The 24,730-nt window shown below is 43.6% G+C and carries 29 protein-coding genes; 5 read left to right on the top strand and 24 right to left on the bottom strand.

Translation table 11 applies throughout. The features are described 5' to 3' along the window. Nucleotides 1–116 precede the first annotated feature (116 nt). From FB592_RS08900 to FB592_RS08870, 7 genes are all read right to left on the bottom strand, one after another. Nucleotides 117–2,057, bottom strand: a complete 1,941-nt coding sequence (locus FB592_RS08900; protein WP_003245048.1) for a stage V sporulation protein D — start codon at nucleotides 2,055–2,057, stop codon at nucleotides 117–119. A 116-nt stretch (nucleotides 2,058–2,173) separates the two neighbouring features. Beyond that, on the bottom strand, nucleotides 2,174–4,315 hold the full coding sequence (pbpB, locus tag FB592_RS08895; protein WP_434736277.1) for a penicillin-binding protein 2B: 2,142 nt from the start codon (nucleotides 4,313–4,315) through the stop codon (nucleotides 2,174–2,176). A 5-nt stretch (nucleotides 4,316–4,320) separates the two neighbouring features. Beyond that, the gene (gene ftsL, locus FB592_RS08890; protein ID WP_003232200.1) at nucleotides 4,321–4,674 is read right to left on the bottom strand and encodes a cell division protein FtsL; all 354 of its coding nucleotides are present in this window, start codon (nucleotides 4,672–4,674) and stop codon (nucleotides 4,321–4,323) included. A 39-nt stretch (nucleotides 4,675–4,713) separates the two neighbouring features. After that, nucleotides 4,714–5,649: a 16S rRNA (cytosine(1402)-N(4))-methyltransferase RsmH gene (gene rsmH / locus FB592_RS08885; protein ID WP_014479723.1), complete on the bottom strand. Its 936-nt coding sequence runs from the start codon at nucleotides 5,647–5,649 to the stop codon at nucleotides 4,714–4,716. A 69-nt stretch (nucleotides 5,650–5,718) separates the two neighbouring features. Then, on the bottom strand, nucleotides 5,719–6,150 hold the full coding sequence (gene mraZ / locus FB592_RS08880; RefSeq protein WP_003221402.1) for a division/cell wall cluster transcriptional repressor MraZ: 432 nt from the start codon (nucleotides 6,148–6,150) through the stop codon (nucleotides 5,719–5,721). 125 nt (nucleotides 6,151–6,275) lie between these two features. After that, the gene (gene bshC, locus FB592_RS08875) at nucleotides 6,276–7,895 is read right to left on the bottom strand and encodes a bacillithiol biosynthesis cysteine-adding enzyme BshC (RefSeq protein WP_085186110.1); all 1,620 of its coding nucleotides are present in this window, start codon (nucleotides 7,893–7,895) and stop codon (nucleotides 6,276–6,278) included. A gap of 70 nt (nucleotides 7,896–7,965) precedes the next feature. Continuing rightward, nucleotides 7,966–8,862, bottom strand: a complete 897-nt coding sequence (locus FB592_RS08870) for a 2-dehydropantoate 2-reductase (protein WP_072174074.1) — start codon at nucleotides 8,860–8,862, stop codon at nucleotides 7,966–7,968. A gap of 159 nt (nucleotides 8,863–9,021) precedes the next feature. Between FB592_RS08870 and FB592_RS08865 the strand changes: the two genes are divergently transcribed. Then, the gene (locus FB592_RS08865; protein ID WP_141949443.1) at nucleotides 9,022–9,504 is read left to right on the top strand and encodes an N-acetyltransferase; all 483 of its coding nucleotides are present in this window, start codon (nucleotides 9,022–9,024) and stop codon (nucleotides 9,502–9,504) included. 56 nt (nucleotides 9,505–9,560) lie between these two features. Here the strand turns inward: FB592_RS08865 and gerR are convergent, their stop codons facing one another. The 3 genes from gerR to FB592_RS08850 form a co-directional block, all read right to left on the bottom strand. Then, nucleotides 9,561–10,142: a sporulation-specific transcriptional regulator GerR gene (gene gerR, locus FB592_RS08860; protein WP_015383592.1), complete on the bottom strand. Its 582-nt coding sequence runs from the start codon at nucleotides 10,140–10,142 to the stop codon at nucleotides 9,561–9,563. A gap of 145 nt (nucleotides 10,143–10,287) precedes the next feature. After that, nucleotides 10,288–10,467, bottom strand: coding sequence for a 50S ribosomal protein L32 (rpmF, locus tag FB592_RS08855; protein ID WP_003154457.1), 180 nt, complete (start codon nucleotides 10,465–10,467; stop codon nucleotides 10,288–10,290). Nucleotides 10,468–10,488: 21 nt separating this feature from the next. Next, nucleotides 10,489–11,007 carry a YceD family protein gene (locus FB592_RS08850; RefSeq protein WP_014479718.1) on the bottom strand — a complete coding sequence of 173 codons (519 nt, stop codon included), beginning with the start codon at nucleotides 11,005–11,007 and terminating at the stop codon, nucleotides 10,489–10,491. Between the two features lie 27 nt (nucleotides 11,008–11,034). Between FB592_RS08850 and FB592_RS08845 the strand changes: the two genes are divergently transcribed. Beyond that, a complete protein-coding gene (locus tag FB592_RS08845) occupies nucleotides 11,035–11,220 on the top strand; it encodes a hypothetical protein (RefSeq protein WP_003232215.1) in 186 nt (61 codons plus the stop codon). Then, nucleotides 11,217–12,464 carry a nucleotidyltransferase gene (locus tag FB592_RS08840; RefSeq protein ID WP_124073198.1) on the top strand — a complete coding sequence of 416 codons (1,248 nt, stop codon included), beginning with the start codon at nucleotides 11,217–11,219 and terminating at the stop codon, nucleotides 12,462–12,464. The genes FB592_RS08845 and FB592_RS08840 overlap by 4 nt, the downstream gene beginning before the upstream one ends. A gap of 16 nt (nucleotides 12,465–12,480) precedes the next feature. Here FB592_RS08840 and ddcP read toward each other — a convergent pair whose 3' ends face one another. Further along, a complete protein-coding gene (gene ddcP / locus FB592_RS08835; RefSeq protein WP_003245451.1) occupies nucleotides 12,481–13,506 on the bottom strand; it encodes a protease DdcP in 1,026 nt (341 codons plus the stop codon). A gap of 1 nt (nucleotide 13,507) precedes the next feature. Then, on the bottom strand, nucleotides 13,508–14,290 hold the full coding sequence (locus FB592_RS08830; protein WP_021479345.1) for a patatin family protein: 783 nt from the start codon (nucleotides 14,288–14,290) through the stop codon (nucleotides 13,508–13,510). A gap of 180 nt (nucleotides 14,291–14,470) precedes the next feature. Here FB592_RS08830 and spoVV point away from each other — a divergent pair, with 180 nt between their 5' ends. Further along, on the top strand, nucleotides 14,471–15,697 hold the full coding sequence (gene spoVV / locus FB592_RS08825) for a dipicolinic acid transporter SpoVV (protein ID WP_014479716.1): 1,227 nt from the start codon (nucleotides 14,471–14,473) through the stop codon (nucleotides 15,695–15,697). 10 nt (nucleotides 15,698–15,707) lie between these two features. On the opposite strand, the gene coaD is transcribed toward spoVV, so the two are convergent. The 8 genes from coaD to FB592_RS08785 form a co-directional block, all read right to left on the bottom strand. Then, nucleotides 15,708–16,193 carry a pantetheine-phosphate adenylyltransferase gene (coaD, locus tag FB592_RS08820; protein WP_003245283.1) on the bottom strand — a complete coding sequence of 162 codons (486 nt, stop codon included), beginning with the start codon at nucleotides 16,191–16,193 and terminating at the stop codon, nucleotides 15,708–15,710. 4 nt (nucleotides 16,194–16,197) lie between these two features. Continuing rightward, nucleotides 16,198–16,752 carry a 16S rRNA (guanine(966)-N(2))-methyltransferase RsmD gene (rsmD, locus tag FB592_RS08815; protein ID WP_021479346.1) on the bottom strand — a complete coding sequence of 185 codons (555 nt, stop codon included), beginning with the start codon at nucleotides 16,750–16,752 and terminating at the stop codon, nucleotides 16,198–16,200. Nucleotides 16,753–17,074: 322 nt separating this feature from the next. Then, nucleotides 17,075–17,347, bottom strand: a complete 273-nt coding sequence (locus tag FB592_RS08810; protein ID WP_015715839.1) for a YlbG family protein — start codon at nucleotides 17,345–17,347, stop codon at nucleotides 17,075–17,077. 54 nt (nucleotides 17,348–17,401) lie between these two features. Then, nucleotides 17,402–17,851 carry a regulatory iron-sulfur-containing complex subunit RicF gene (gene ricF, locus FB592_RS08805; RefSeq protein WP_003221370.1) on the bottom strand — a complete coding sequence of 150 codons (450 nt, stop codon included), beginning with the start codon at nucleotides 17,849–17,851 and terminating at the stop codon, nucleotides 17,402–17,404. A 115-nt stretch (nucleotides 17,852–17,966) separates the two neighbouring features. After that, nucleotides 17,967–18,206 (bottom strand): YlbE-like family protein, encoded by a 240-nt coding sequence (locus FB592_RS08800; RefSeq protein WP_003232231.1) that lies wholly within the window; start codon nucleotides 18,204–18,206, stop codon nucleotides 17,967–17,969. Nucleotides 18,207–18,221: 15 nt separating this feature from the next. Next, entirely contained in the window at nucleotides 18,222–18,620 is a 399-nt protein-coding gene (gene ylbD, locus FB592_RS08795; protein ID WP_003232233.1) for a YlbD family protein, read from the bottom strand. 230 nt (nucleotides 18,621–18,850) lie between these two features. Beyond that, nucleotides 18,851–19,891 (bottom strand): CAP domain-containing protein, encoded by a 1,041-nt coding sequence (locus FB592_RS08790; protein WP_032725641.1) that lies wholly within the window; start codon nucleotides 19,889–19,891, stop codon nucleotides 18,851–18,853. An 83-nt stretch (nucleotides 19,892–19,974) separates the two neighbouring features. Continuing rightward, entirely contained in the window at nucleotides 19,975–20,421 is a 447-nt protein-coding gene (locus FB592_RS08785; protein WP_003221362.1) for a CBS domain-containing protein, read from the bottom strand. Between the two features lie 139 nt (nucleotides 20,422–20,560). On the opposite strand from FB592_RS08785, the gene FB592_RS08780 reads away from it, so the two are divergent. Then, nucleotides 20,561–20,923, top strand: a complete 363-nt coding sequence (locus FB592_RS08780; protein WP_003232238.1) for a YugN family protein — start codon at nucleotides 20,561–20,563, stop codon at nucleotides 20,921–20,923. Between the two features lie 31 nt (nucleotides 20,924–20,954). On the opposite strand, the gene ctaG is transcribed toward FB592_RS08780, so the two are convergent. The 4 genes from ctaG to ctaD are packed head-to-tail and all read right to left on the bottom strand — an operon-like array spanning nucleotide 20,955 to nucleotide 24,701. Then, nucleotides 20,955–21,848, bottom strand: coding sequence for a cytochrome c oxidase assembly factor CtaG (gene ctaG / locus FB592_RS08775; protein WP_015715837.1), 894 nt, complete (start codon nucleotides 21,846–21,848; stop codon nucleotides 20,955–20,957). Between the two features lie 26 nt (nucleotides 21,849–21,874). Beyond that, complete coding sequence (gene ctaF, locus FB592_RS08770; protein WP_003232242.1) at nucleotides 21,875–22,207, bottom strand: cytochrome c oxidase subunit IVB; 333 nt, start codon at nucleotides 22,205–22,207, stop codon at nucleotides 21,875–21,877. Between the two features lie 2 nt (nucleotides 22,208–22,209). Beyond that, the gene (ctaE, locus tag FB592_RS08765; RefSeq protein WP_003232244.1) at nucleotides 22,210–22,833 is read right to left on the bottom strand and encodes a cytochrome c oxidase subunit III; all 624 of its coding nucleotides are present in this window, start codon (nucleotides 22,831–22,833) and stop codon (nucleotides 22,210–22,212) included. Then, nucleotides 22,833–24,701: a cytochrome c oxidase subunit I gene (gene ctaD, locus FB592_RS08760; protein ID WP_021479350.1), complete on the bottom strand. Its 1,869-nt coding sequence runs from the start codon at nucleotides 24,699–24,701 to the stop codon at nucleotides 22,833–22,835. Before ctaD ends, ctaE begins: the two co-directional genes overlap by 1 nt. Between the last annotated feature and the right edge of the window lie 29 nt (nucleotides 24,702–24,730).

The raw sequence follows: 24,730 nt of genomic DNA, 5'->3' as shown, positions 1-24,730 counted from the left end.
ATGTGGTAATGATTTTAAGCATACAGTTCATATTTTAGCGTAAATAAAAGGATACATCCAGCTAATCTTGAAAGATATCAGCATTTTTTCTGCAATAAAAGAATAGGCAGCCCGAATCAATCGGCTGCCTCCTTTTCATCTTCTTCAGTCAAATACACGCGTATCTTTGAGCCTTCTTTTACTTTCGTTCCGGCAGCTGGCGATTGTTTAACGATTTTGCTCCCTTTCCCGGAAGCATCCACATTGAGATTCACCAATAGTGACTCAAGATCTGAGACAGACATCCCTACAACATTCGGAACTTCTATTGTTTTTGTGTCGTTCCATTGGTATTTTTTCTCGATTTGATTTTTCCGGGGCTTCACACCAAGTTCCGGCAGGCTGTCTCTCATAATATTTCCGACAATAGGCGCTGCAACCGTTCCGCCAAATTGAATCGTGCCTTTCGGGTTATCCACCGCAACGTAGACGACTAGACTCGGATCATCAGCTGGCGCGAAACCGATAAATGATACAATATGGTTGTTTTCAAGGTATTTTCCATCTTTAACCTTTTGCGCAGTCCCCGTTTTTCCTCCGACACGATATCCTTCTACAAATGCATTGCGGCCGGTTCCTTCTGCGACGACGCTTTCTAGAGCATAGCGGATTTGTTTGGATGTTTCCTCAGAAATGACTTGTTTCTTTGCGATTGGTGATTGTTTTTTGACCGTTTTCTTCGTAACAGGATCGATCCATTCCTTTGCAATATAAGGTGTGTAGAGGGTTCCTCCGTTTACAGCGGCGGATACTGCTGCAACCTGCTGAATCGGCGTGACGGATACTCCCTGTCCGAAAGCCGTAGTTGCTTGCTCCACCGGGCCCACTCTCTCAAGCGGGAATAAGATGCCTGTTCCCTCGCCTTGGAGATCAATCCCCGTTTTTTGTCCAAAACCAAAGTCTTTGATATATTTGAAAAGCTTTTCCTTTCCTAAGCGCTCGCCTAATTCAACAAACCCCGGGTTGCAGGAGTTCTGCACAACTTCCAGATACGTCTGCAGCCCGTGCCCGCCTCTTTTCCAGCACCGCAGTCTCGCTCCGTCCACTTCCGCATGCCCTTTATCATAAAATTGATCCCGTTTCAAATTTACTTTTTGCTCTTCAAGGGCTGCTGCAAGTGTAATAATTTTAAAGGTAGATCCCGGTTCATACGTGCTCCATACTGGCAGATTTCGATTGTAGACGGACGGATCAACAGATTGGTAATCAGCAGGGTCGAAGTCAGGCCTGCTAGACATCCCCAAAATTTCTCCGTTTTTCGGATTCATGGCTACGGCAATCATGCCGTCCGGATGATATTTGGCCTCAGCGTTATCAAGCTCTCTTTCCATTATCGTCTGGACCTTTGAATCAACCGTCAGCTTCATATCAAGCCCATCCTTAGGCGGCGTATAGTCATCCGCTTCATCAGGCATTTTTTTACCCTTGGCATCTGTATAAAACTTAACAGAACCTTTTTCCCCTTTTAAATCATCGTCGTAATAGGCTTCAAGTCCAAGGAGCCCTTGGTTGTCAATTCCTGCAAATCCAAGCACATGAGATAAAAAGCTGCCGAACGGGTAATGACGGATACTGTCCTCCGCAACATACACACCTTTTAAATCAAGCGCTTTGATTTCTTTCGCCTTCTCATTTGAAATTTTTCTCCCTTCAGGAGTGATCTTTTCGATTGACGCTTTTTTTGTCACATGTTTATATACTTTTTCTTCTGACATATTGAGCACCGCCGCAAGCTGCTTGCTCGTTTTCATCGGATTCTGAACTTGGCGCGGCACGACGAATACGGTCGGCGCACTTTTGTTTGTTGCGAGCTTCACACCATTCCGATCCAGTATCTCGCCTCTCTCCGGCTCAAACGGCAAGTTCCGGCTCCAGGAATCTTTCGCCAGCGAAGTCAGTTTTTCGCCCATCACAAACTGAACATACCCCAGCCTTGTATCAATGATCAGAAACACGATCACGCCAAAAAGCAAAACAAATAATAAACGTTTTCTAACCGTTACATTCGAGACGCGCAAGAGACCGTTCACTCCTTATTTAGGCTTGTTTCATTTTATGCCTGAAATTGGACAGGTAGAACGATGCTCCTCTGAAGGCATAAAAAAAGAAAGCCTGCATAACGCAAGCTTTCTTTTTAATCAGGATTTTTAAACTTAACCTTGATTACGGTTTTGTCTTTGATTTCTTTGTCTTTCTTAACACTTTGGCTGACAGCGTAGCCTTGCCCGTTTACTTCAATATGAATTCCCGCGAGCTCACCGTACTGAAGAACCTCTCTTCTCGACCAGCCAGTCATATCAGGCATTTTGATTTTGCCGCCCGTTTTCAGGAAGACCTTTTGATTGGTGAGAACTTCCTCATCCGCTTTCGGATACTGTTCTTTTACAGCGACATCACTGCCAATGACAATTGGTGTGAGATTCTCCTCTTTTGCTTTCTTTTGAGCAGCAGCTACCGTTTGATCTGTTAAATCAGGCATTGTCTGCGCTTTTGTTTCTTCCTTATCTGAGTCAGATTTTTCAGTTGGTTCAATATTCAGGTAGTGCAGGCTGTTTTTCATTGTTGGGTTGAAGATTTCAGATACTGGTTCTGAACTGCTCTGACCTGCTTTTAGCTGCGGCTGCTGTACAGCAACATAAATTAATAGCTCAGGATTATCTTTTGGAGCCATACCCATAAACGAAAAAATATAGTTATCTGTGCCGTCTAAATATCCGCCTTTACCGGCTATTTGCGCAGTACCTGTTTTCCCGGCAACATCAAAACCTTCGATTTTATAAGCTTGCCCTGTTCCGATCTTCGATGTAACGACTTCTCCCAATATATCCCGCACCTTTTTCGCTGTGCTTGCAGAAATTGGGGTTCCGGCTGATTCCGGCTTATTTTGATAAATAGTTTTATCTTTATCTGGGTCAACGATATGGTCAATGACATAAGGTTTCATCATTTTGCCGTCATTCGCAATTGCCGTCGCGGCCTGAAGCTGCTGAATTGGTGTGACCGCAGACGCTTGGCCGTATGCAGTTGACGCCTTATCAAATTCATATTTAAAGTTGATTTTACTGGAGACTTCTCCTGGCAAATCAATACCTGTTTTCTGGTAAAAATTGAATTTGTGCAAATATTGATTGAGGCGGTCATATCCCAGCTTTTCTTTCGCCAGTTTCGCAAAAGCGACATTCGACGATCTTAGGACGCCGTCATGATATGTTGTCGGACCCCAGCCTACACCGTTATTGTGATCCTTAACAGGTGCTCCGCCAACTTCAAATGTCCCTGACTTATATTGTTCGTTCGCATTAAACACGTTTTCCTGCATCGCAGCAGCGAGTGTAAAGATCTTCATCGTTGATCCGGGCTCATACGCATATGAAATCAAATCATTATAGTAGTTTGTCACATCGCGCTTGTTCGGATCAAAGCTTGGGCGCTGTCCCATAGCAAGGACTTTGCCCGTTTTCGGGTCGACAACTGCGGCCATGATTTTTTTCGGATTATACTTTTGCGCTACTTTTGTCATGCTGTCTTCTAAAAAGGTTTGAATTTTCTGGTCAATGGTTAAATATACATTGTCACCATTTTTTGGCGCTGTAATTTTATTTTTGCTGTTCGGGAGCTCCCAGCCGGATTTGTCGCTTTCATATGTCACATATCCGTCGCGCTCCTTCAAATACTTATCCAGCACTTTTTCTAACCCCATCGCGCCGGAAATTTCATTTGTGTCTTGATCAACCTCGGCATAGCCGATTAAATTGGATGCGAAAATACCATTTGGATAGTAGCGTTTTGTATCCCGCAAAAATGAAATGCCCGGGAGTTTCATTTTTTCAATTTTTTGCTTTTGTGAATACGTAATATCCCGGCCAGCTGAGCCAAACTCGACTTGTTTTGCATCTTTATTTAAGATATCAAGGATGTCGGCCTTGTCCAAGTTTATCACTTTAGACAATGCTTCCGCCGTTTTTTCTTTGTTTACAACATGCTGAGGATGCTTGACATCAGTGGTCATTTTTTTATCGAGAATCGCAATCAATTTATACGTCGCTGTGTCCTCTGCTATGACTTTTCCTTTTCGGTCTAAAATCGAGCCGCGGCTCGCTTCGATGGTCCGTTTCTTTTCATGCTGCTCTGTCGCTTTTGTCGCAAGCACTTCGCCGTTCGCTTTTCCGGTTATTTGAATATATGCCATTCTCCCCAGGATGACAAAGAAAAAGAGAGCGAAACAAATACTTAGAATCGCTGCTCCTCTATTCATAAATTTATTCTTTTTTGGCATTTGAATCATTCCTGTATGTTTTTCACTTTTTTATCTTTTAAATTCAAGCCGTTCTTTTTCGCAATGTCCATAATGCGCTGCGGTTTGCTTAAATCAGCAACGCTTTTTTCGAGGTCACCAATTTGCTTATTTTCGGATGAAATTTGCTCCTCAAGCTTTTGCACCTCAATATTGGTTTGATATGCCGCATACGCCTTCGATACGATCAAAAGCGATACGCTGAGCACCGCCGCAGCAAAGAGGACAAGAAGCACTTTTTCTCCGAGAGTAATGGAAGCCCTTTTCTTGACAATCACTTTTTTCTCAGGACTGATCGCATGCCGCTGCTGTTTCTCTGGTTGGTAAGCTAAATTGCTCATAGGCTGATGACCTCCTTTTAATTTTGCGTTCGCGTTTCGTTATTTTCTTTTTTCAGCAATCCGAAGCTTGGCAGAACGAGCCCGGTTGTTCTCTTCAAGCTCTTCTTGAGATGCCGTAATCGGTTTTCGTGTGATGAGCTTCAGCTCCGGTTCAAACTCTTCCGGTATAACAGGAAGCCCCGGAGGAAGTTCCGGAAGCGACGACTTTTCTTTAAAAGTGGTTTTGCAAATTCTGTCTTCTAGCGAGTGGAAGGTAATGACCGATACCCTGCCCCCTGGCTTCAGAACCTCAATTGCCTGCTCCAAAGCTTCTTCAAACACCCTAAGTTCATCGTTTACGGCAATTCTGATTGCCTGAAACACGCGTTTAGCGGGATGTCCGCCGCTCCTTCTCGCTGGAGCGGGAATCGCGTCTTTTATTAGATCGACCAGTTGGCCCGTAGTTTGAATAGGAGACTTCATTCTTGCCTCCTCAATTTTTCTGGCGATCTGTTTACTGAACTTCTCTTCTCCGTATTTAAAGAAAATACGGACGAGATCCTCATAGCGCCACTCATTAACGACTTCTTTCGCCGAAAGCGTAGCCGACTGGTCCATCCTCATGTCCAACGGTGCGTCATGATGGTAACTGAATCCGCGCTCCGGTGTATCCAGCTGCGGAGAGGACACCCCTAAATCAAATAAAATGCCGTCTACTTCTGTAATGCCTTGTTCATTCAAACATTCTTTTAAATACCTGAAATTGCTTTTAATCAGAATGAGCTGTCCTTTATAATCGGACAACACTTCTTTAGCATGCTGTAATGCCGTATCATCTTGGTCAAAAGCGATTAAACGCCCCTTCTCGGATAACTGCTGCAATAAGTATGTACTATGCCCAGCTCCGCCGAGTGTGCAGTCTACATATGTACCGTCTGGTTTAATATTAAGTCCGTCTACGGTTTCACGAAGAAGTACTGTCTTGTGTTGAAACATATTGTGTTGGTCCCACCTTTTATCAGGATGAATTGAAATTGTTTTTAGAGTGTTATACACGAAGAATCATTATATATCAAACCCAATCATGTTTTCAGCAATTTCAGCAAATGAATCTTCTTGCTCTTCTGTGTATTGTTCCCAAATTACTTTACTCCACAATTCAATTCGATTAGAAACCCCGATAACAACACATTCTTTTTCCAGTTTGGCGTAATTCAATAGAGATGATGCGATATTTACCCTGCCTTGCTTGTCCAGTTCGCATTCAGTCGCCCCTGAAAAGAAGAAACGGGTAAACGCGCGGGCATCTTTCTTTGTGAGAGGAAGAGCTTTTAGTTTTTCTTCAATTTGTTTCCATTCGTGCATAGGGTAGCCGAAGAGACATTGGTCAAGTCCTCTAGTCAGCACAAATTGCTCACCTAGGCCTTCTCTGAATTTAGCGGGTACGATCATGCGGCCTTTCGCATCGATGGTATGCTGATATTCACCCATAAACATGATCTCTTGCCCCACTTTCTCTCCTTAACTCACCACTATTCACCACTTCGCTCCACAACTTCATTTTACACTGTTTACCCATAAAAAAAAACCCTGAACTATTCAGGGTTCTTTAAAACTTTATTTCAAAGTTTGACAACTTGATGTTGATTTTGAAAAGAAAATGGCAGATTCTTGAATGTCGTGAAGAATTTTGGACCGTACCTGTTCAAATAATACATGATATTCCAAATCCGTTCTTGCGGCGCAAGAAGCGGCTTAATGCTATTTTGAATTCTTTCATAATCCTTCAAGACGTAGCCTTCTTTTTCTTCAATTCGCTTCGTCACCGTGCGCTCTAAGAATTGAAGCTGATCCTGAATAAAAGCGGCATTTTTCAGGAGTAAAGGTTCCAAGCTTTGATCAACCTTTAACGCCTCCTGCCGAACCGTTTTGTGAATCGCTTCAATTTGGCTTTTCGCCTGATCCATCACCGCCGTAAACTCTTCCGGAATCTGGCGCTCGAAGTATGTCTCTCTTTGATTCTCCGTTCCACGCTCAATCGCGTCTTGTAATGAGATATTCCGTTCAACCAGTTTTTTCTCAATATGCCGCTCAAGTATCGTAATGTTCAGCCTTGGCATGACAGGAGGCATTTTAAAGCCCATCACCGCAAAAGCCTGTTTGAGCTCGCCCCAATAATTGATTTCTCCAGGCCCTGCAATAAATGCTAAAGTCGGAATGAGAAATTCCTGCATTAACGGTCTCGTTACAACATTGTTGCTGAAACGCTCTGGATGTTCTTCCATATGTGTATGAAGTTCATCCATCGTCCATCCTAGATCAAGCTCTTTGATGACAAATCGGCCGTTATCTTTTTCAATTAAAAAACGCTCATCTTCGTATTCATAAAACAGATTCGCCTGCTCTTTTCCGGACTCGATAATCGGTTTGTAGCCTGCTTGACGCATGAAGGCCTGCTGATCTGATACAGCCCGGGCGAGTTCATCATTTTCTCGAAGAATCTTTTGGAACATGGCCGTTTCCAGCTTTTTAATCCCCGGATCTCCAGAATTTAATAAAACTAAGCCCTCTTCTTGGAACAAATCCGCGATCAGCAGTTCAAAGAAGTCAGTAAACGTAACAGATTCCCTTAAACATCGTTTCACATTGTCGAGAAGTGTATTCGTATGGTCTGTTTCTTCAAAAGCGGCAAAAACATCATCTATCCACGCGGCACACTTTTCCTGATCAAGCGATGTACTCGCTGCTGATGATTTCTTCCAATAAGACTGAGGCAACTTTTTTTTCACAGGCCCATTCTCTTCAGATGTGTGAACAAAATTAATCTCATCCAAATCGTGGTCTTCTCCAGCCACCCAGAAGATTGGTATGACAGGCACTTGCAGTTCCTTTTCTTGTTGCTTTGCTAAAACAATGATTGAAATGATTTTATGTATGGTGTAAAGCGGTCCTGTTAAAAGTCCTGCCTGCTGTCCGCCGACTACAGCGGCACTTGACGGGTCCTTCAGCTTCTCAATAGCAGACTGCATCGCACTTGAACCGAATTTATTATGGTAAGAGGTTAAGTACGCCGCCAATTCCTCTCTTGCGAAAAACCGGGAAGATAAGTCTTCCAGTCTTTCGCGCCACATGTCCTTATGATGAATACTGTAATCAAAAAAAGAAGACATTTCTTCTTTGCCATCTATATAGTGCTGTACAAACACATTCTGATTTTTGATGGAAAGTTCAGTTAGCTGCATCTTCTAGAACTTCCTTTCTCCAATAAATAGTTAGTGATCCGAAATGAGTATAGCATGTTACCGAAAAAGCTCAAAAGACTTTGTTTGTATTTCGCTCCAATGCTTTGATGCTGCCATATAAAAACTCTAGGTGGACGGCATCAAGACCTTGAAGACCTGCTTCCTTCAATAAGTATCCAATAATGGCGTCAGCTTCCGTCTGCCGGCCTCCAATGACGTCAACCAGCATTGATGAACGATTCTCTTTCGTTTGTCCACAAACAGCCTGAACCTGCTCCCAAGCCTTTTCTTCATTTTCAAGTTTTAAAATGCGGCATGCCTCCTGAAATACCAGCTTCATAAAAGCCAGATAAGCTGGCGTTGTCAGCAGTTCTCCATTTTTCACCTGCAATAACGCAGTTAAAGGATTAATACACGCATTTACAATCAGCTTGCCCGTCAGCAGACGGTACCAATCCGTCTCATAATAAATCGGAAAATCCGAATGGTTATGCTGAAACATGATGTTCAGCCGGTCTGGTTCAGCATCGTCGAACGCGCTCCATTTTATCGCACCTAGGCCTGTATGATCAACAGCTGTATCCGATTTTCTTACAGCTCCGTGCTCAACGATTCCAACATAAATGGAATGGCCAACGTGCCAGTCTTTTAGGTCGTGGATATGCCCCATGCCGTTTTGCAAAAATAATATATTCGTCTTCCCGATTCGTTCAAGCGACGAAAAAACAGATTGAAGCTGATGCTGCTTCACTGTCACGACAAGCAGGTCAAAGTCCGAATTGATACTCGTGTCCGCACTGCAATCAGCCCTGAATTCCTCCCCGCCTTTATAAAGCCGGATTCCTTCAGACTGAATGGCCGCAGCCTGTTCTTGCCGCCTCGTCACAACAGTCACGTCGTGATAAAGTGACAAATAATAGGCGCATAAAAGACCGACGGAGCCTCCGCCGATAATTCCAATTTTCATGATGTCACACCCAATTTAGCATTTACGTATTATCATAGCAGAAGTAAGAAGAAATTACTTCTCAAAGATCCCATGTGCTTAAAATTAAAGTTTAAATATTTGGATTTTTTAAATAAAGCGTTTACAATATATGTAGAAACAACAAAGGGGGAGATTTGTTTGACAAAGGTAGAACGTCTGCTTATCAACTATAAAACGCTGGAAGAATTCAAGAAATTCAAAGAATACGGCATTCAGGAGCTTTCAATGCTTGAAGAACTTCAGGATAATATTATTGAAAATGACAGCACCTCGCCTTTTTACGGGATTTATTTTGGCGATAAACTTGTAGCACGAATGAGTCTGTATCAAGTTAACGGCAAATCGAATCCCTATTTTGACAACCGCCAGGATTATTTGGAGCTGTGGAAGCTTGAGGTTCTTCCGGGCTACCAGAACAGGGGATACGGGAGAGCCTTGGTTGAATTTGCAAAATCATTCAAAATGCCGATCCGGACAAATCCGAGAATGAAATCAGCGGAATTTTGGAACAAAATGAACTTTAAAACTGTTAAGTATGATATGGCGCGGGACAAAGGGGAAAACCCGCACATCTGGCATCCTGATATGGATCATGAAATGACACCGGGAGAGTCTGCATAGAAATAAAAACAACCGGCCTATTCTTACTATAGGGCCGGTTCATTTCAGGCGTTTCTTTACGTTTCTTGAGCCGCTTTTTTCATTCTTCCGTCTTCCTTCGAAACAACCATTTTTCTGGCCCGATCCATGATATCGATCAGTGCCTTGTAATCCTCTTCTGTCATCTCTAGCTGATTCCGCAATGTCTGATTTTCACTCCGCAAATCCTCAAGCTCTTTTTGCAGCGATTGGATTTGCTCCTTCAATTTTTCCCTTTCAAGCTGAAATTCTTGTGCAGACGGTGCTTCTTTGAATTGTTCGAGAAATTGAATGACATCCTGAATGGACAAATCTCGTTTTCCTTCTGACGATGCCGAGGCAGTCTGCTTCATGGAATTCGGCATATTGACCGAATGAACGCCGATTTGCTTCCTCAGTTCTTTCCTTTGCTTTTTTGCAAGCTCTATACCTGACTGGTATTGTTTTCTCACATACGAGTTCCACCTGAAACCACAGGCTGCCGCGGTTCTGGTCAGCGCCCTTCCAACCTCCTCAAAGGCTGAAAGCTGTGTTCCTCCCTCTCGAATATGACGAAGCACCACTTCTGCCAGCAGCAAATCCTCATCCTGAGTCCAAGCATCTTGTCTTGTAATGGTCAAATTCAATCTCCCTCCATGTCAGCTTATTTATCTCATACATATGCCGGTAATAGATTAGATAGACTATTTGCACTCACAAATTTTCCGCAAGCTGACAGGAAGAGAAAAAGAAAAAGCGCAGGGCTTTCACCCCGCGCTTTTCTTATTAGTTACTTTTTACATTTATGTCTTTGCCGTTGTATGATCCGCATGCTTTGCATACACGGTGAGACAACTTCATCTCTCCGCATGACGGACATTCTGTCATACCAGGTACATTAAGTTTGAAATGTGTACGGCGCAATCTTTTCTTCATTTTAGAAGTTCTTCTAAAAGGTACAGCCATTATTCCCACCTCCTTAAAGAGTTAAGATTCATCATCTTGTTTTAAGAGCTTTTCAAGGGCTGCAAGTCTCGGATCAACTTGATTCTTCTTGTCTTCTTCCGAAATGACTTGCCAATCCTTTCCTTCTTGAGGAGCAGCTCCTTTTTCTTGTTCAGATTCACAAAAGATTTGCATAGGGATTTCTAAAAGAATTTCTTCTTTCACGATCGGAGTTAAGTCGATAGTATCGTCCTCAACAATATGAACGTCATCATCTTCTATATCATCCGTGTGATGAAATATAAACAGTTCTTTTGTTGAAATTTCAAATGGATACGGGACATCAACGAGTGTTCTTGAGCATGGCAAAATCATTTCGCCTGAAATTGTAAAATCAAACGAAACCTGTTTGGATTTGATATCCGCTCTGCCCTTCACCCGGACGGGAGAAATGCGGCGAATGTCAGAATTCAGCTTTGTCAGCTCATTTAACTCAACTGTTTCATCAAACTCAAAACTTTGTTTTGGCATTTGATGCAGCTGATAAATCGTCCATTTCATTTGTATCACCTCAGGAAAGCAACAAACATGATTATAGCTTTTAAGATTGTTTTTGTCAATATTTTTTCTTTACAGCATAATGCTGCCATTGAAGTATCGTTGACAGCGGAATATGCTATGCATACACTTAAAACAAAAATAAGGCGTAAGAGTTTTCATTTGCAAATGTACCATACGTTTTTAAACATAGCAAGAAAGGCGGAAAAAATATGAAAGCTGTCGGATTGGTGGTTGAATATAATCCCTTTCATAACGGTCACCTTTATCATGCCCAAACAGCAAAGCGGCAAACCGGATGTGACACGGCTGTGGCGGTGATGAGCGGGCATTTTTTACAGCGCGGGGAACCCGCTGTTGTATCAAAATGGGCCCGAACAAAAATGGCGCTGCAAAGCGGAGTTGATCTTGTCATTGAGCTGCCTTATCTTTATGCCGTGCAAAAAGCAGACATTTTTGCACGCGGCAGTGTTTCAATCCTGAACGAACTTGAATGTGAGGCGCTGTTTTTCGGGAGTGAAAATGGAGATATCAAGCCTTTTTTAGAAACAGCACAGCTTATTGATGAGCATAAACATATATTGAATGACCGAATTAAAGAAGAACTTAAAAAGGGGGCCAGTTACCCAGCAGCGGCGGCTAGCGCCTTCAGCTCCATTTTGCATACTGAAAGTGCACTTGACTTGTCAAAACCAAATAACATTTTGGGATATCAGTATGTGACCTCGATTCTAACCGGGGGATATCCTATGAAACCTTATACTACGGCACGCATCTCTTCGGACTATCATGATGCCGATCTCCCTGAAGGCGAAAACCATATCGCAAGCGCCACAAGCATCAGAAAAGCAATGACTGGCCAGAATCTCGAAGCCTGCTTTCGTTTTCTCCCTGCTGCATCTGCACGTGAATTAGCAGCTTACCGCAAATCTTTCGGATTGTGGCATACACCTGAGAGCTACTTTTCTTACTTAAAATACAGCCTTTCAACTGTAACAGCACAGGAATTACAACAAGTATACGAGGTGGAGGAAGGTTTAGAGCACAGAATTCTTCGTTCGATCAGAAAATCCAGCTCCTATCAAGAATTTATGGAGCTGCTGAAAACAAAACGCTATACGTGGACAAGGCTCCAGCGGATGAATACACACATTTTAACCAGAACAAAAAAACAGGATATGCAAAAGCTGCTTGACAACGATAAGGTGCCGTATATCAGGCTTCTCGGCATGACGAAAAAAGGACAGGCTTATTTATCCGAAAAGAAAAGAGCACTGTCTGTTCCGCTTGTCAGCAAACTGTCCTCTTTCTCCCATCCAGCTCTCGATCTGGACGTAAAAGCAAGCAGGATTTACAGCCTGCCGATAGAAGAGCCGCTGAGAACTGAGTTTGACCTGCAGGAATACGGACATGCACCGATTCGATATGATGAAGATGAACAACACTTTTTAAATGTATAGAAAAAGCACCTGAGAATCAGGTGCTTTTCGCTTTCAGCTTATTCAAATAATCAATCGCATCCTGCATGGTATCAACAGGCACAATCTTCATATTCGAATCAATATCTTTTGCTGTTTTTACTGCGTTCTTATAATCGGAATTGCTGGCGCCGTTTTGATTTGGTGCGAAGAAAATGTCTTTTCCGGCTTTGTCTGCGGCGACGACTTTTTGATCAATGCCGCCGATCGGGCCTACTTTCCCATCAACATCAATGGTACCTGTTCCCGCAATATCGTAGCCTTTTGTTTCGTCTGGTTTTGTCAGCTGATTATAGATTTCAAGGGACATCATTAACCCTGCTGACGGGCCGCCAATATTTTCAATTTCAAAATCAATATCAGGCTCTACCTTCACGTTTCTGTCTGTATAAAGCGAAACTCCGATTCCTGCCCGATCCGGCTCATCAGGAAATTGTTTTAACGTAAGGGTGACACGCTTTTCTTTTTCTTCTCTTTCGATCTTTAACGTGACTTTATCTCCCGCTTTTTTGCTACTGATATAATCAATCAGCTTTTCAGCAGACTGATAGTTTTTGCCGTCTGCGCTGATGATTTTATCACCGACTTCTATTTTCCCTTTTGCCGGCATGTTTTCTACAACAGAGCTTGCGTATATGCCGTTAAAGGAATAGCTGACTTTTTTTCCTGCCTTTTGATAGGCGGCTATAACCGCATTTTCTTGCGAGCTTTTCATCATTTGGAGCTGTCTTTTCATATACTCCTTATCTGACTCGCCTTCCTCCTTAATGCTCTCATCAGGAACAATTTCATAATAAGGGTGCATCTTTGCCCACACATATGTAAACGGATTAGCCGGTCCCACTTTAACAGTCATTAAGGACAGGCTTCCTTTTTCCGGGTAGCCTCCCTCCACTTTTATCAATGAAGCAAGCTCTGTCGCTTCTCCCGGTTTTGTAATATAGTATGGAAGTTTTATAAATGATAAAACGGCGATCAGTATGAGGATGACGAGCATCCAGCTAAAATGTTTTTTACGTAGCAAATTATGAGCCCTCCCAATTCTCTATTTCTTTTCTTATCTTGCTGATCATTCGGTTTGTCGCCTCTTCGCCTGCCGATATCATTTCTTCAATATTGGCAAACGAGCTTGAGCTGTATGTTTCAAGGGAAGGGCGAATCATGATATCTGCGGCAATTGTTTGATGCCGCACTAATTCATTTTGCAGTATATCCATACTTTGCATAATCACATCAAAAATATGCACTGCTGTTTCAGTTTTTCGAACCCTGGAAACATCCGAAGCGATGATAATATCAGCTCCCATGTCTTTCACAACAGAAACCGGAATTCGATCGACGACCGCGCCGTCTACAAGAAGGCGTCCGTCCAGCCGCTGCGGAATAAAGATACCCGGGATGCTGATGCTGGCCCTCACTGCATCTGACACTGATCCTTTTCGGAACACAACCTTTTCTCCCGTCTGTAAATCACACGCAACAATGCCCAGCGGGATTTGGAGCTCTTCAATCGGTTTTCCGAATGTATAAGCATGCACAAGCTGTCTGACGCGGTCACCTTTTAAAAAACCGAGTTTCGGAACCGTATAATCAGCATAAAGCCTTCGTTTAAAGGCTTTGGCTACTTTTTTCATCGTTGCCACGTCATGTCCGGCGGCATAAAAACTGCCCACCAAAGCGCCCATGCTGCTTCCTGCAATCATATCCACTTCAATTTGGTGCTTATGTAAACTGGAAAGCACACCGAGATGAGCGAGCCCTCTGGCCCCTCCCGATCCTAACGCTAACCCGATTTTAGGTTTGGCCAAAGCGTTAACCTCCTGCCTGAATTCCCTGTATACCGAATTCTATGGTCTAAACTGAACCCCTATGCTCGTATATTAGTACAAAGAATCAAGAGGACAGGTACTGCTTGGCCGTTTTACATCATACATTATTTTATCATGATATACATGTCATTGGGCATTTTTAGCATCGGGGAGGTAAGAATGAACTTGTCGAAGATTAATACACTTTTGATTGCCTCGTTTTTTCTTTTTTTAACAGCGACTGTCATCTCACATCCACAGGCCTCATTCGAAGCCTCTAAAACCGGGCTGTCTATGTGGTGGGAGGTTGTGTTTCCGTCATTGCTGCCATTTTTTATTCTGTCCGAACTCTTAATCGGCTTTGGCATTGTGCGGTTTGTCGGTGTTTTGCTTGAGCCTTTTATGCGGCCGATCTTTCGCGTGCCGGGTGTCGGCGGCTTCGTTCTTGCTATGGGAATGGCATCAGGAAACCCAGCGGGAGCAAAACTCACTGCCCGTCTGCGGCAGGAAAATCAGATTTCAAGAGTAGAGGCAGAACGGCTCGCGTCGTTTACCAATTCTTCAAACCCGCTCTTTATTTTCGGCGCTGTTGCCGTCGGTTTCTTTCAAAACGCGTCACTAGGCATTTTATTAGCTTCTGCACACTATTTGGGGAATCTTGCCGTCGGTTTAACAATGCGTTCCTATGGCCGCAAGGAAGAGCAGCAACTCAGAAGAAAGAAAACGATACCTTTCCCTTCAGTCAAAGATGCTTTACACGCTCTTCATACCGCCAGACTTGCAGAAAAACGGCCCTTGGGTAAAATTTTAGGCGACGCCGTTACGTCTTCTGTTCAAACGCTTCTTATGGTAGGCGGCTTTATTATTTTATTTTCTGTCTTCAATCGACTGTTGTCAGTGGTCCAGCTGACTGATGTTTTGTCTGTTTTCACAAAAGGAGCACTGACTTTGTTTCAGCTTCCGACTCAATTGGACATTCCGCTTTTATCAGGGATGTTTGAAATTACATTAGGCAGCAAGCTTGTCAGCGAGACAGATGTTTCTCTTCTGCAAAAAGCCATTATCGTCAGCTTTATTCTCGGGTTTAGCGGCTTTTCCGTACAAGCTCAGGTGGCAGGTATTTTATCGGAAACCGACATTAGATTTAAACCATTCTTTATCGCACGTTTGCTGCAGGGCGTTTATGCCGCTGTCTTCGTCATGCTTTTATGGAAACCTCTTTACACGGCATGGCATGATCCGTATCAGTATGTATTTAAATCTCTTAACAGCAGTGACATGCCAACTGCCTTTATAAACGGCTGGAATCTGCTTGTGCAGATCGGACCTGCTGTCACACTATGCGCGCTGTTTACGTACATTATCATTTTTTCTTACAGACTGACAAACGGAACAAAAAAAGGATGAGTCAAAACCCTCATCCTTGTCTGAATTTTTGCTGAAGCGCCAACTCTACTTCCGGCGGTACAAACTCTGATACCGAGCCGTTGTATCTTGCCACTTCTTTTACGATGCTTGAACTTAGAAACGAATATTGATTGTTTGTCATCATAAAAAACGTCTCAATAGATTCATCAAGCACCCGGTTTACTGATGTCCCCTGCATCTCGTATTCAAAATCAGATACAGCTCTCAAGCCTCTTAAAATCGCTTTCGCATTTTTTCTTTTTGCATAATCAATTAACAGGCCTTGCGATGTTTCAACTGTTATGTTCGGAATGTCTTTTGTGACTTCTCTCAGAAGCTCACACCGTTCTTCCACACTGAACAAAGGCTTTTTTGAAGAATTATTCAGCACACATACATACACTTGTTCAAAAATATGCGCCCCGCGTTTGATGATGTCCAGATGCCCGTAGGTCACAGGATCAAAACTGCCGGGACAGACAGCTATACTCGCCACCTCACTACCCCCTCTTTTTATAAATCGCCACACCTGTTAACCCATAGGTTTCTTTTCTTGTCATCACAAGTTCTCCTACGGTTTCGGGAAGCTCGACCTCTCTGTCATGCTCAGCGACGATAAAGCCGTCTTCTTCCAGCATTTGATATTCGTCAATCAGCGTTAAAAGTGCTTTCAGCTTTTGTTCCTTATACGGCGGATCGAGAAAAATTCCGCGAAAGCCGCTTTCTCTTTTAGCAGCAGCGTGCAAAGCACGTTCCGCATCATTGCGGTATACCTGTGCATGTTTTGTAAGCTCCAGCGTTTTCAAATTAGATTTTACCGTTTGAATCGCTTTAAAATCACGGTCAACGAATATACAATGCTCAAACCCGCGTGAAAGCGCTTCGATTCCAAGACCTCCGCTCCCTGCGAATAAGTCAAGTCCCCTGCCCCCGTCAAAATAAGGGCCGATCATATTGAAAATGGATTCCTTCACTTTGTCGGTTGTCGGTCTTGTTGATGTTCCGGGTACAGCCTTTAGTGAACGGCCTTTTTTTGATCCAGAAATTACTCTCATGTTCCACACCACTTTTTCTAAAAGCTATTTTGTTTCTTTATTCGGCCGGACGCCGCTATGTACATAGAAAAAAATCAATCCTATCTTAACATAAAGCATTCTTCCAAACAATGAACGCTAATCTTGATAAACAGGTGTATAGGCAGCATGATCCTTGTCCATACTATAAGCAACAGCATCTAGAGGATGTTGTTGCCAACCGCGGAGAAGACTTACGTTTCCCCATAAGTTCTTCCTCCGGTTTCTCCTCTCCCTTTGCCTTCTCCTTAACATATTAAGGAATAGAAGGACCCCGCAGATGCCTGCGGGGATTTTTTTATAGCTATATGCCGATTTTATAATCGTATTCTTTTGCCTTATCAAGCTTTGACTCGAATTCCAATTTTAAAAACGGTTTATAAGAAGGCTCCACTTTTTTCACAAATGAGTAAGACGCAATCTTGTCCATTGTTTTTTCAATTTGGTTCATATCACAGTATAGTACGACATATTTTAATCGTTTTGATACATAGTGCACATTCCCGAACTTCCTCAGCATTTTGCTCTGCTTTAGGGAGTGCAGATACACAACCATGCCCTGGCGCCTATTCTCCAATACAATCACCTGCCTGTTTTCTCTTATATGTAAAAGACGAGACGGCCAGTCTCGTCAGGACACTTTACATCCGCAGCTTCCGCCTGAACCGCAGCCGCCTCCGCATGAAGACAAACCGTCAAAATAAGGGTTCCCAGTCGGAACTTTCACATGCTCCGAAACAGCTGTCCCAATCTCAACGCTGACCTCATCAAGAATGGACTGGAGCTCATTTTCAGCTCTCTTGAAGTCAGCCACCTTGTCGTTCAGGTCCAGCTCACGTTTGATCTCCCTCATTTTCCGGGATATTTCTCTATAGTCAGGATGATATTTGCCAAAACGCTGTACATCCTCATACTGCTCTTTTATTTTGATAAAAGAACGAATAATCCGACCTGCCTCTTCATCTTCCTGGAGACGCTTGTAACAATTGCGGTAGTTCTCAGCCGTCTCCGACTGCAGAATCATCTCGGCAAGCTGCTGAGCTTCACTTTGAAGCCGCACGGATTCCATCGTCGCATACATAACATGCACCTCCAGTTGTTAGTTTACCATGAAACCAGCCAATTGGAAAATGCTTAACCGCAGCCGCCAACAAAACCTTATGACCGCATGAAAAAAGACCCTTTTTCAGGGTCTTTTAATCTTTTGTCCGCATCGCTTGAAACATTTGCATCATCATTTGCGCCATTTGAATCCCGTTCGTAAACTGATTCACCCGATGCGGAATGGTTTTTTCATAAAAATTCATCATTTCAAGCTGAAAGGAGGACAGATCATCCGGTTTTCTTGAAAGCCTGCGGTACCATATCGGCTGTTCTCTGATGAATCGTTTCCGTTCTTCGTTTGCTAAAATATATTCCTGAACCTCTTTGCGCATATGAGCTCCCCTTTTTTAATCCTTTCGAAAAGAAAAAGGATGCTGTCCAGAACCTGGCTGAGAATGCTTCTGTCCGCTTCCGGAAAATGTATTAAGAAGGCTTTGCAACGATGAGATCGACTGGCTCATTTTATTGATTTGTTCGTTCATTTGATTGACATCCATCTTTTTCACCGCTGTCACCATTTTCGAGACAAAATCATTTTTTTGCGGTGTTTCAGGCACAGCTTCAGAAGCTTCTTCCGGTTCCCGATACGGATCCCAAATCGGGTCGCTCTCCCCGAAGAGGACCCAATTTTCATATACGTCCTGCCAGCTTCTTTGTTCTTTGCGCACTTCTTTTATCAGCTTGGGATGCTTTTTGACGAATTGTTTAAAGTCATTGATTGAATGATTGGCATGTTGATTCGCCACAATCCTCACCCCCTCCGAAAATCGTTACCTACTACAATGTATCGTTTTGTCGGGCATTGTGTTCGCCTATATTCATTCCCAAATGAATTTTTACCGATATCCCTATACACTGGTGAAAAAGCCTGACTGAAGGAATTGGAAACGGCCTTATCTGTAAGCTATCAGCACATTCATTCAGACCAGTTTGTATGGAAATAGAAAAAGCCGGGACCATTCGTCCGCGGCTTTCATTACCATCGCTTAATAAAATTTTGGGTGTAATATTTCCGGTCTACTCCGACACCAAGATGCGTATAATCTGAATTCAGAAGCGCTTTTCGATGGCCTTCGCTATTCAGCCAGCCTTCTACAGCAGCCGGACCGTCCACATAATTGTATGCGATATTTTCCCCCGCTTGCTGAAAGTCAACATGCCCTTCTTCTAAGCGGTCTTTCAGCGAGCCGTATTTTTTAGAGACATGGGAGAAATAATTATTTTCCTTCATATCCTCACTATGTCCAAATGCCACCTCCGCCGTTGGCTGATCCCACTCAAGCTTCGCAAGTCCATGTTTAAAGCGTATGACATTCGTCAAATCAAGGATTTGCTTTTCGCTCGTTGTTTGGATCTTTTTCCATTTCTCATCTGAAACGGCTTTCGGTTTAATTAATTCCCCGCGGTACACTACCTCATAAGGTCTTTGCTTTACAAAGGTTTGCGCATCAAACGCCCTGATGCTGGATAGCTTCCCCTCAAATTTGTCCATATACAGCTGGACATACATCTTTCCTACCTTTACAGTCGGTCTTGTATTGATATCTTCTTCAGAAAATTCAAACCGATAGGAATTTCCTTTATACTCTACATTCACAAATGGTGCCACCTGGGTGGTCTTGAATACTTCGCCAGTTGATTCTCCAATTTTGAAAGGCTTGGCGTTAATATCATTCCCAGCAGCGAATAATGTGACCACTTTATTGTTTAATACCCCGATCTGGATATATTGGTCCTTACCTTGATTGTATACCCACCAATCGTAATCATAAGCTGAAGGGTCAATGCGTTCAGGTTCCCCAAGCTTTTTCGTTACTTCATCGGCGGACTTGCCCATGAAGGACAATAATCCTGAGGTCGGCATATGTATTCGTTTGCCGCTTTGTGCTTCCTCATTTGACACCTGAGGCTCGCTGTCATTTGATTTCTTTTCAGGAACAGATCCATATTGAATAAACAGAACATAAGTTCCGCAAATAATCAAGAGGATAACCATTGCTCTCAATATATTTTTCAATCTATCACCCCCGTGGCGATTCACAATCTCTTGTTTACATCCCATTACAATACAGCCTATTTAACATGTCAAAGATTTATGTGTTAATGAAAAAAGCCTTCTTCTCTATTATCGCCTTCGGAAATATCCGATAAGGCGCTGCCGGCACGTTCATTCGTTTGCTCAGATAAAGAAAGATCACCAAGCGTGACAATTCCAGTCAGTTTTTTATTTTTTGTAACTGGTATTCTTCTGAGCTGATGCGATGCCATCAAATGAAGAACCTCATCGACTGAAGCATCTTCCTCCACACTGACAGGTTTTTCAGTCATCGCGTCAGTGATTTTTTGCGAGTTCGGTTTTTTGATGGCGATTCCTCTTAATACGAGATCGCGGTCGGTTACGATGCCGACCAATGTTTCCCCGTCCTCATCAACTACCGGAATCGCTCCTACATTTGCGTCCTTCATCTTTACTGCAGCTTCATATACATTATCTAATACCGTGCAATATTGCAAGTCGGCTGTCATCAGATCTTTTATTTTTGTCATCCGTTTAACCTCCTTTAGTCTAGTGCTATTGTCGTCAAAATTTAATTTTTGCATACTTTCAAAAGAAGAAGATTCATTGAAAGTTTAACGCTTTCATACTATGATTGTCAGGAAAGGTAATTTTTATAAGGAGGGGTCAGTGTTGAAGTTTACTGAAAGCGGACTTGAAGGGGTTAAGGCTGAGCTCAGCTGGCTAGACGACTTAATGGAAAGCAAAGGTCTTATCAGAGCGGGTCAATGGGATTACGAGAGAGTCACCTATGACAAGAAGTTTTCGACGATTGAGGGTACGTTTTACCTGCGGATACAAGGTATTGCGGCAGAAGGCGATGTCGGAAGCGGGCGCGCCGTGATTCAATTAATGTCCCCTCTCCTAGGAAAGCATTACTACCCTCATGGAGTAGAATATGGAGAAACGGAAGAGTTTCCCGTACAGGTTGTGACAAAAAGCAAGGCACTGATTCAGGACATAGCCAACATGTTAAAAACAGTTCAAATGTAACGAAAAGGTACAGCATATTTCGCTGTACCTTTTATGATATCGTCTGCTGAATATACGGCGGCTCCTCCTGCCCGTCCTTTTCCCTTTCTTTCTTCACCCATTGGAAAAAAATAATGGCCAAAAAAGTACCGTACACAATTTCCTGAATGATTTTCATCATGACTGCTCCGAGCTGCTGATCCTCTAACAAAGGCAGTGTATTCAACATCTCTGGCCCTGTTAATGGGACCTGCCCCATCATATCCGCTGGCACACAAAGCCTCATTGCCTCAGCCCATAAAGCCGGATCTGTATAGGTGGCGTATAACGGTGCACCGCTGAACATGATCAAGGCGCAAGCAGGTGTGAGCAGCATACCGTCCGCCATAATATAACCCAGCTTCATCAAGCCGCTGAGCTGCCGTAGACGCTCAACCTTATGAACAAGCGGCCACCACATGAAGAACGCAAGCACAAAGATAAGCCAAGTGATTAATGTATGGTAAAACGGATCCGTTTTGACAGTATCAAATATAAGCGGTACATGATATAAAGAAAAAATGCCGTTAAACAAAAGCAAAGCAATTAAAGGCGTCGTAAAAAAGGAAAAAAACGGTTTGATTGAAGGCCTGAAAATGATTTTTTCCCAGAGCCATGCAGGAATTCCCGCGATTAACAGCGGCGGGACAACCAAATACAGGACGGCCATCTGCACCATATGTGCGCTGAACATAATATGTCCGAGCAGATCAACCGGGCTTCCCTCGGCTGCATATAAAAACAGCATCGCCGACAGAAAGCATACCATCTCTTTACCAGTTATTCGATTTGGCTTTGAAGACATTCGCCTGTAAAAATAGAGATAAAGCGCCGTAATGCCTAACAGGATACAAAAAAGATAAGGGCTCCACATCGCGCGAAACCCAAATATCTCCAACTGATTCATTTCTTCACCTCCGGCGGCTGTTCAAATTACCACCATATAATTGTCACAAACGCAAGCACAGTGATAAACGCGACAAACACCCCTGAATACAAAAACAGTGCCGGCGCCTCATGCCCTTTCTGATTCATATGCATGAAATAATACAGCTGAAAGATGACTTGAATTGCAGCTAGCAAAATAATGAAAGGAATCGTAAACCAGCTGCCGACACCGTCCGTGGCCACAGTCAGAAATGCAACAATCGTAAGACCGATCATTAAACCAAAAGACAGGACTTGATATTTCATCTCTCGGGCATGCTTTTTTTTCTTAAATTCAAGGTCGCTATTGATATGCCCTCTGCTTTTTTTATCGACCATGTTTATCCCACCATCCCCATTAAATATACAACGGTAAAGATGAAGACCCACACGACATCAATAAAGTGCCAATAAAGGCTGGCAACGTAAAACTTAGGCGCCGTATACAGATTCAGCCCTCTCTTGGCATTGCGGATCATAAGCGTGCTGATCCACATAAGCCCAAATGCCACGTGGGCGCCGTGTGTACCGACAAGCGTGTAAAACGCAGAACCAAGGGCAGAGCTTGTGATGGTAAAGCCAAATTCATGGGTGTAATGCTTGAACTCATAGATTTCCAGTCCTAAAAAGCCCGCCCCCAATAAAATCGTAATTCCCAGCCAAAGCTGCATCTTGCCGAAGGAAAAGTTCTTCATGTGGTACATCGCGTACACACTCGTTAAACTGCTCGTTAATAGAAGCATTGTGGCAATGAATACAAGTGTCACATCGAACATTTCCGTCGTAGGCGGATCACCGGCATTTGAATTCCGAAGCGCAAGAAACGTGGCGAAGAGAGACGCAAACAGAACAGTCTCTCCGCCAAGAAAAAGCCAAAAGCCTAAAAATTTATTTTTCCCTTCCAGTGTTACTTTTTCAGGAGAAGCCGGAAAGGTTTCTGCGGTGAATTTTTCTTGAACTTGCATTATGCCTTCACCCCTTTATCATCGTTCGGCAGTTCCTCTTTATGAATATGATAGCCGTGATCATCAATTACTGAACGAAGCAGCATCGTAATAAATGTGATGCCGAGCCCGATAAAGATCACCGGCAGGCCCCAAGCGTAATCACTTCTGTACAGCAGCCCGAACGCTGCGACAAAAAGGCCGAAGGAAATGACGAGCGGCAGGATTGAGCCGTTTGGCATATGAATATCATCAACCGGTTCCGCCGGCGTCATTGATTCGTGCCCTGCCTGCTTCTCAATCCAAAATGGATCAAGTCCTCTGACAAAAGGAAGCTGTTTAAAGTTATACTCCGGCGGCGGTGAAGAAACGGTCCATTCCAGCGTACGTCCGTCATGCCATGGATCAGCACCTACATATTCACCTTTTACCGATGTCCATATGACATTGACCAGCAGAAGAATAACAGCTGCCGCCATAAAAAACGCCCCGATTGTACTGATCAAGTTGCCGGTTTCCAGACCCTGTCCTGGCAAAAACGTATAAACCCGGCGCGGCATCCCCATTAAGCCGACAAAATGCTGAATGAAAAACGTGAGGTGAAAGCCGATAAAAAACAATACAAATGAAATTTTCCCCATCGTTTCATGCAGAATTTTACCGAACATTTTCGGCCACCAGAAATGAACACCGGCTAAAAGGCCGAATACAACGCCGCCAATAATGACGTAGTGGAAGTGCGCAACCACAAAATACGTATCATGGAACTGATAATCAGCCGCAGCAGCTGCCAGCATGACTCCCGTCACACCGCCGAGCACAAAGGATGGAATAAATGAGACAGCATACAGCATAGCGGTTGTATACTTCACATTTCCTCCCCAAATCGTCAACAGCCAGTTAAAAATCTTAATCCCGGTCGGAATCGCGATAGCCATTGTTGCAACCGCAAAAATCGCATTTGCAATCGGGCCGAGACCAGTCGTGAACATGTGGTGCACCCAAACCATAAAGCCCAGAAAGCCGATGAGCACGATTGCAAAAACCATTGAAGAATAGCCAAACAAACGCTTTCTGGCGAACACAGGGATGACCTCAGAAAAAATACCAAATGCAGGCAAAATTAGGATATAAACCTCCGGGTGGCCGAAGATCCAAAATAAATGTTCCCAAATGACCGTATTTCCGCCAAGCTCCGGATTAAAGAAATTGGTTCCGAACAGCCGATCCAGCATCATGAGAGCCAATCCAACCGTAAGCGGCGGAAACGCGAACAAAATCAATGCCGAGGCCACAAATGTCGTCCATGTAAACAAAGGCAGCCTCATATACGTCATGCCCGGAGCCCTCATGTTGATAATCGTGGCCAAAAAGTTAATCCCGGCTATCAGCGTCCCGAGCCCCGATATTTGGAGTCCGAGGACGAAAAAGTCTATGCCGTGCCCTTTAGAATGAAGCGAAAGTGAGGCATATGACGTCCAGCCCGCATCTGGCGCTCCGCCCAAAAACCAGCTTAGATTTAAGAAAATGCCCCCGAAAAAGAAGAGCCAAAAACCAAGCGCGTTTAAAAATGGAAACGAAACGTCCCGAGCCCCGATCTGCAAAGGCACAACCGCATTCATCAAGGCAAATAAGAGCGGCATCGCAGCCAGAAAGATCATCGTCGTTCCGTGCATAGTCATTACTTCATTGTACGCTTGAGCACTGAGAAACGCATTTTCCGGCTTTGCAAGCTGAATTCTGATAAACATCGCTTCAATTCCCCCGACAAGAAAGAAGAATCCCCCTGCTACTAAATAAAGAATCGCGATTTTTTTATGGTCCACCGTCGTCAAATAATCCCAAAGCATAGATCCGCGCGTCCGCTTTTCTGTAAGCGCATTCAACATATGTGACCTCCCCCAATATCTCCCTTTCT

It is taken from the genome of Bacillus sp. SJZ110, from assembly GCF_006715455.1.
Classification (GTDB): domain Bacteria; phylum Bacillota; class Bacilli; order Bacillales; family Bacillaceae; genus Bacillus; species Bacillus subtilis.
The sequence above is the reverse complement of the archived record's forward strand: the minus strand, read 5'-3'. Positions and strand labels throughout refer to the sequence as shown.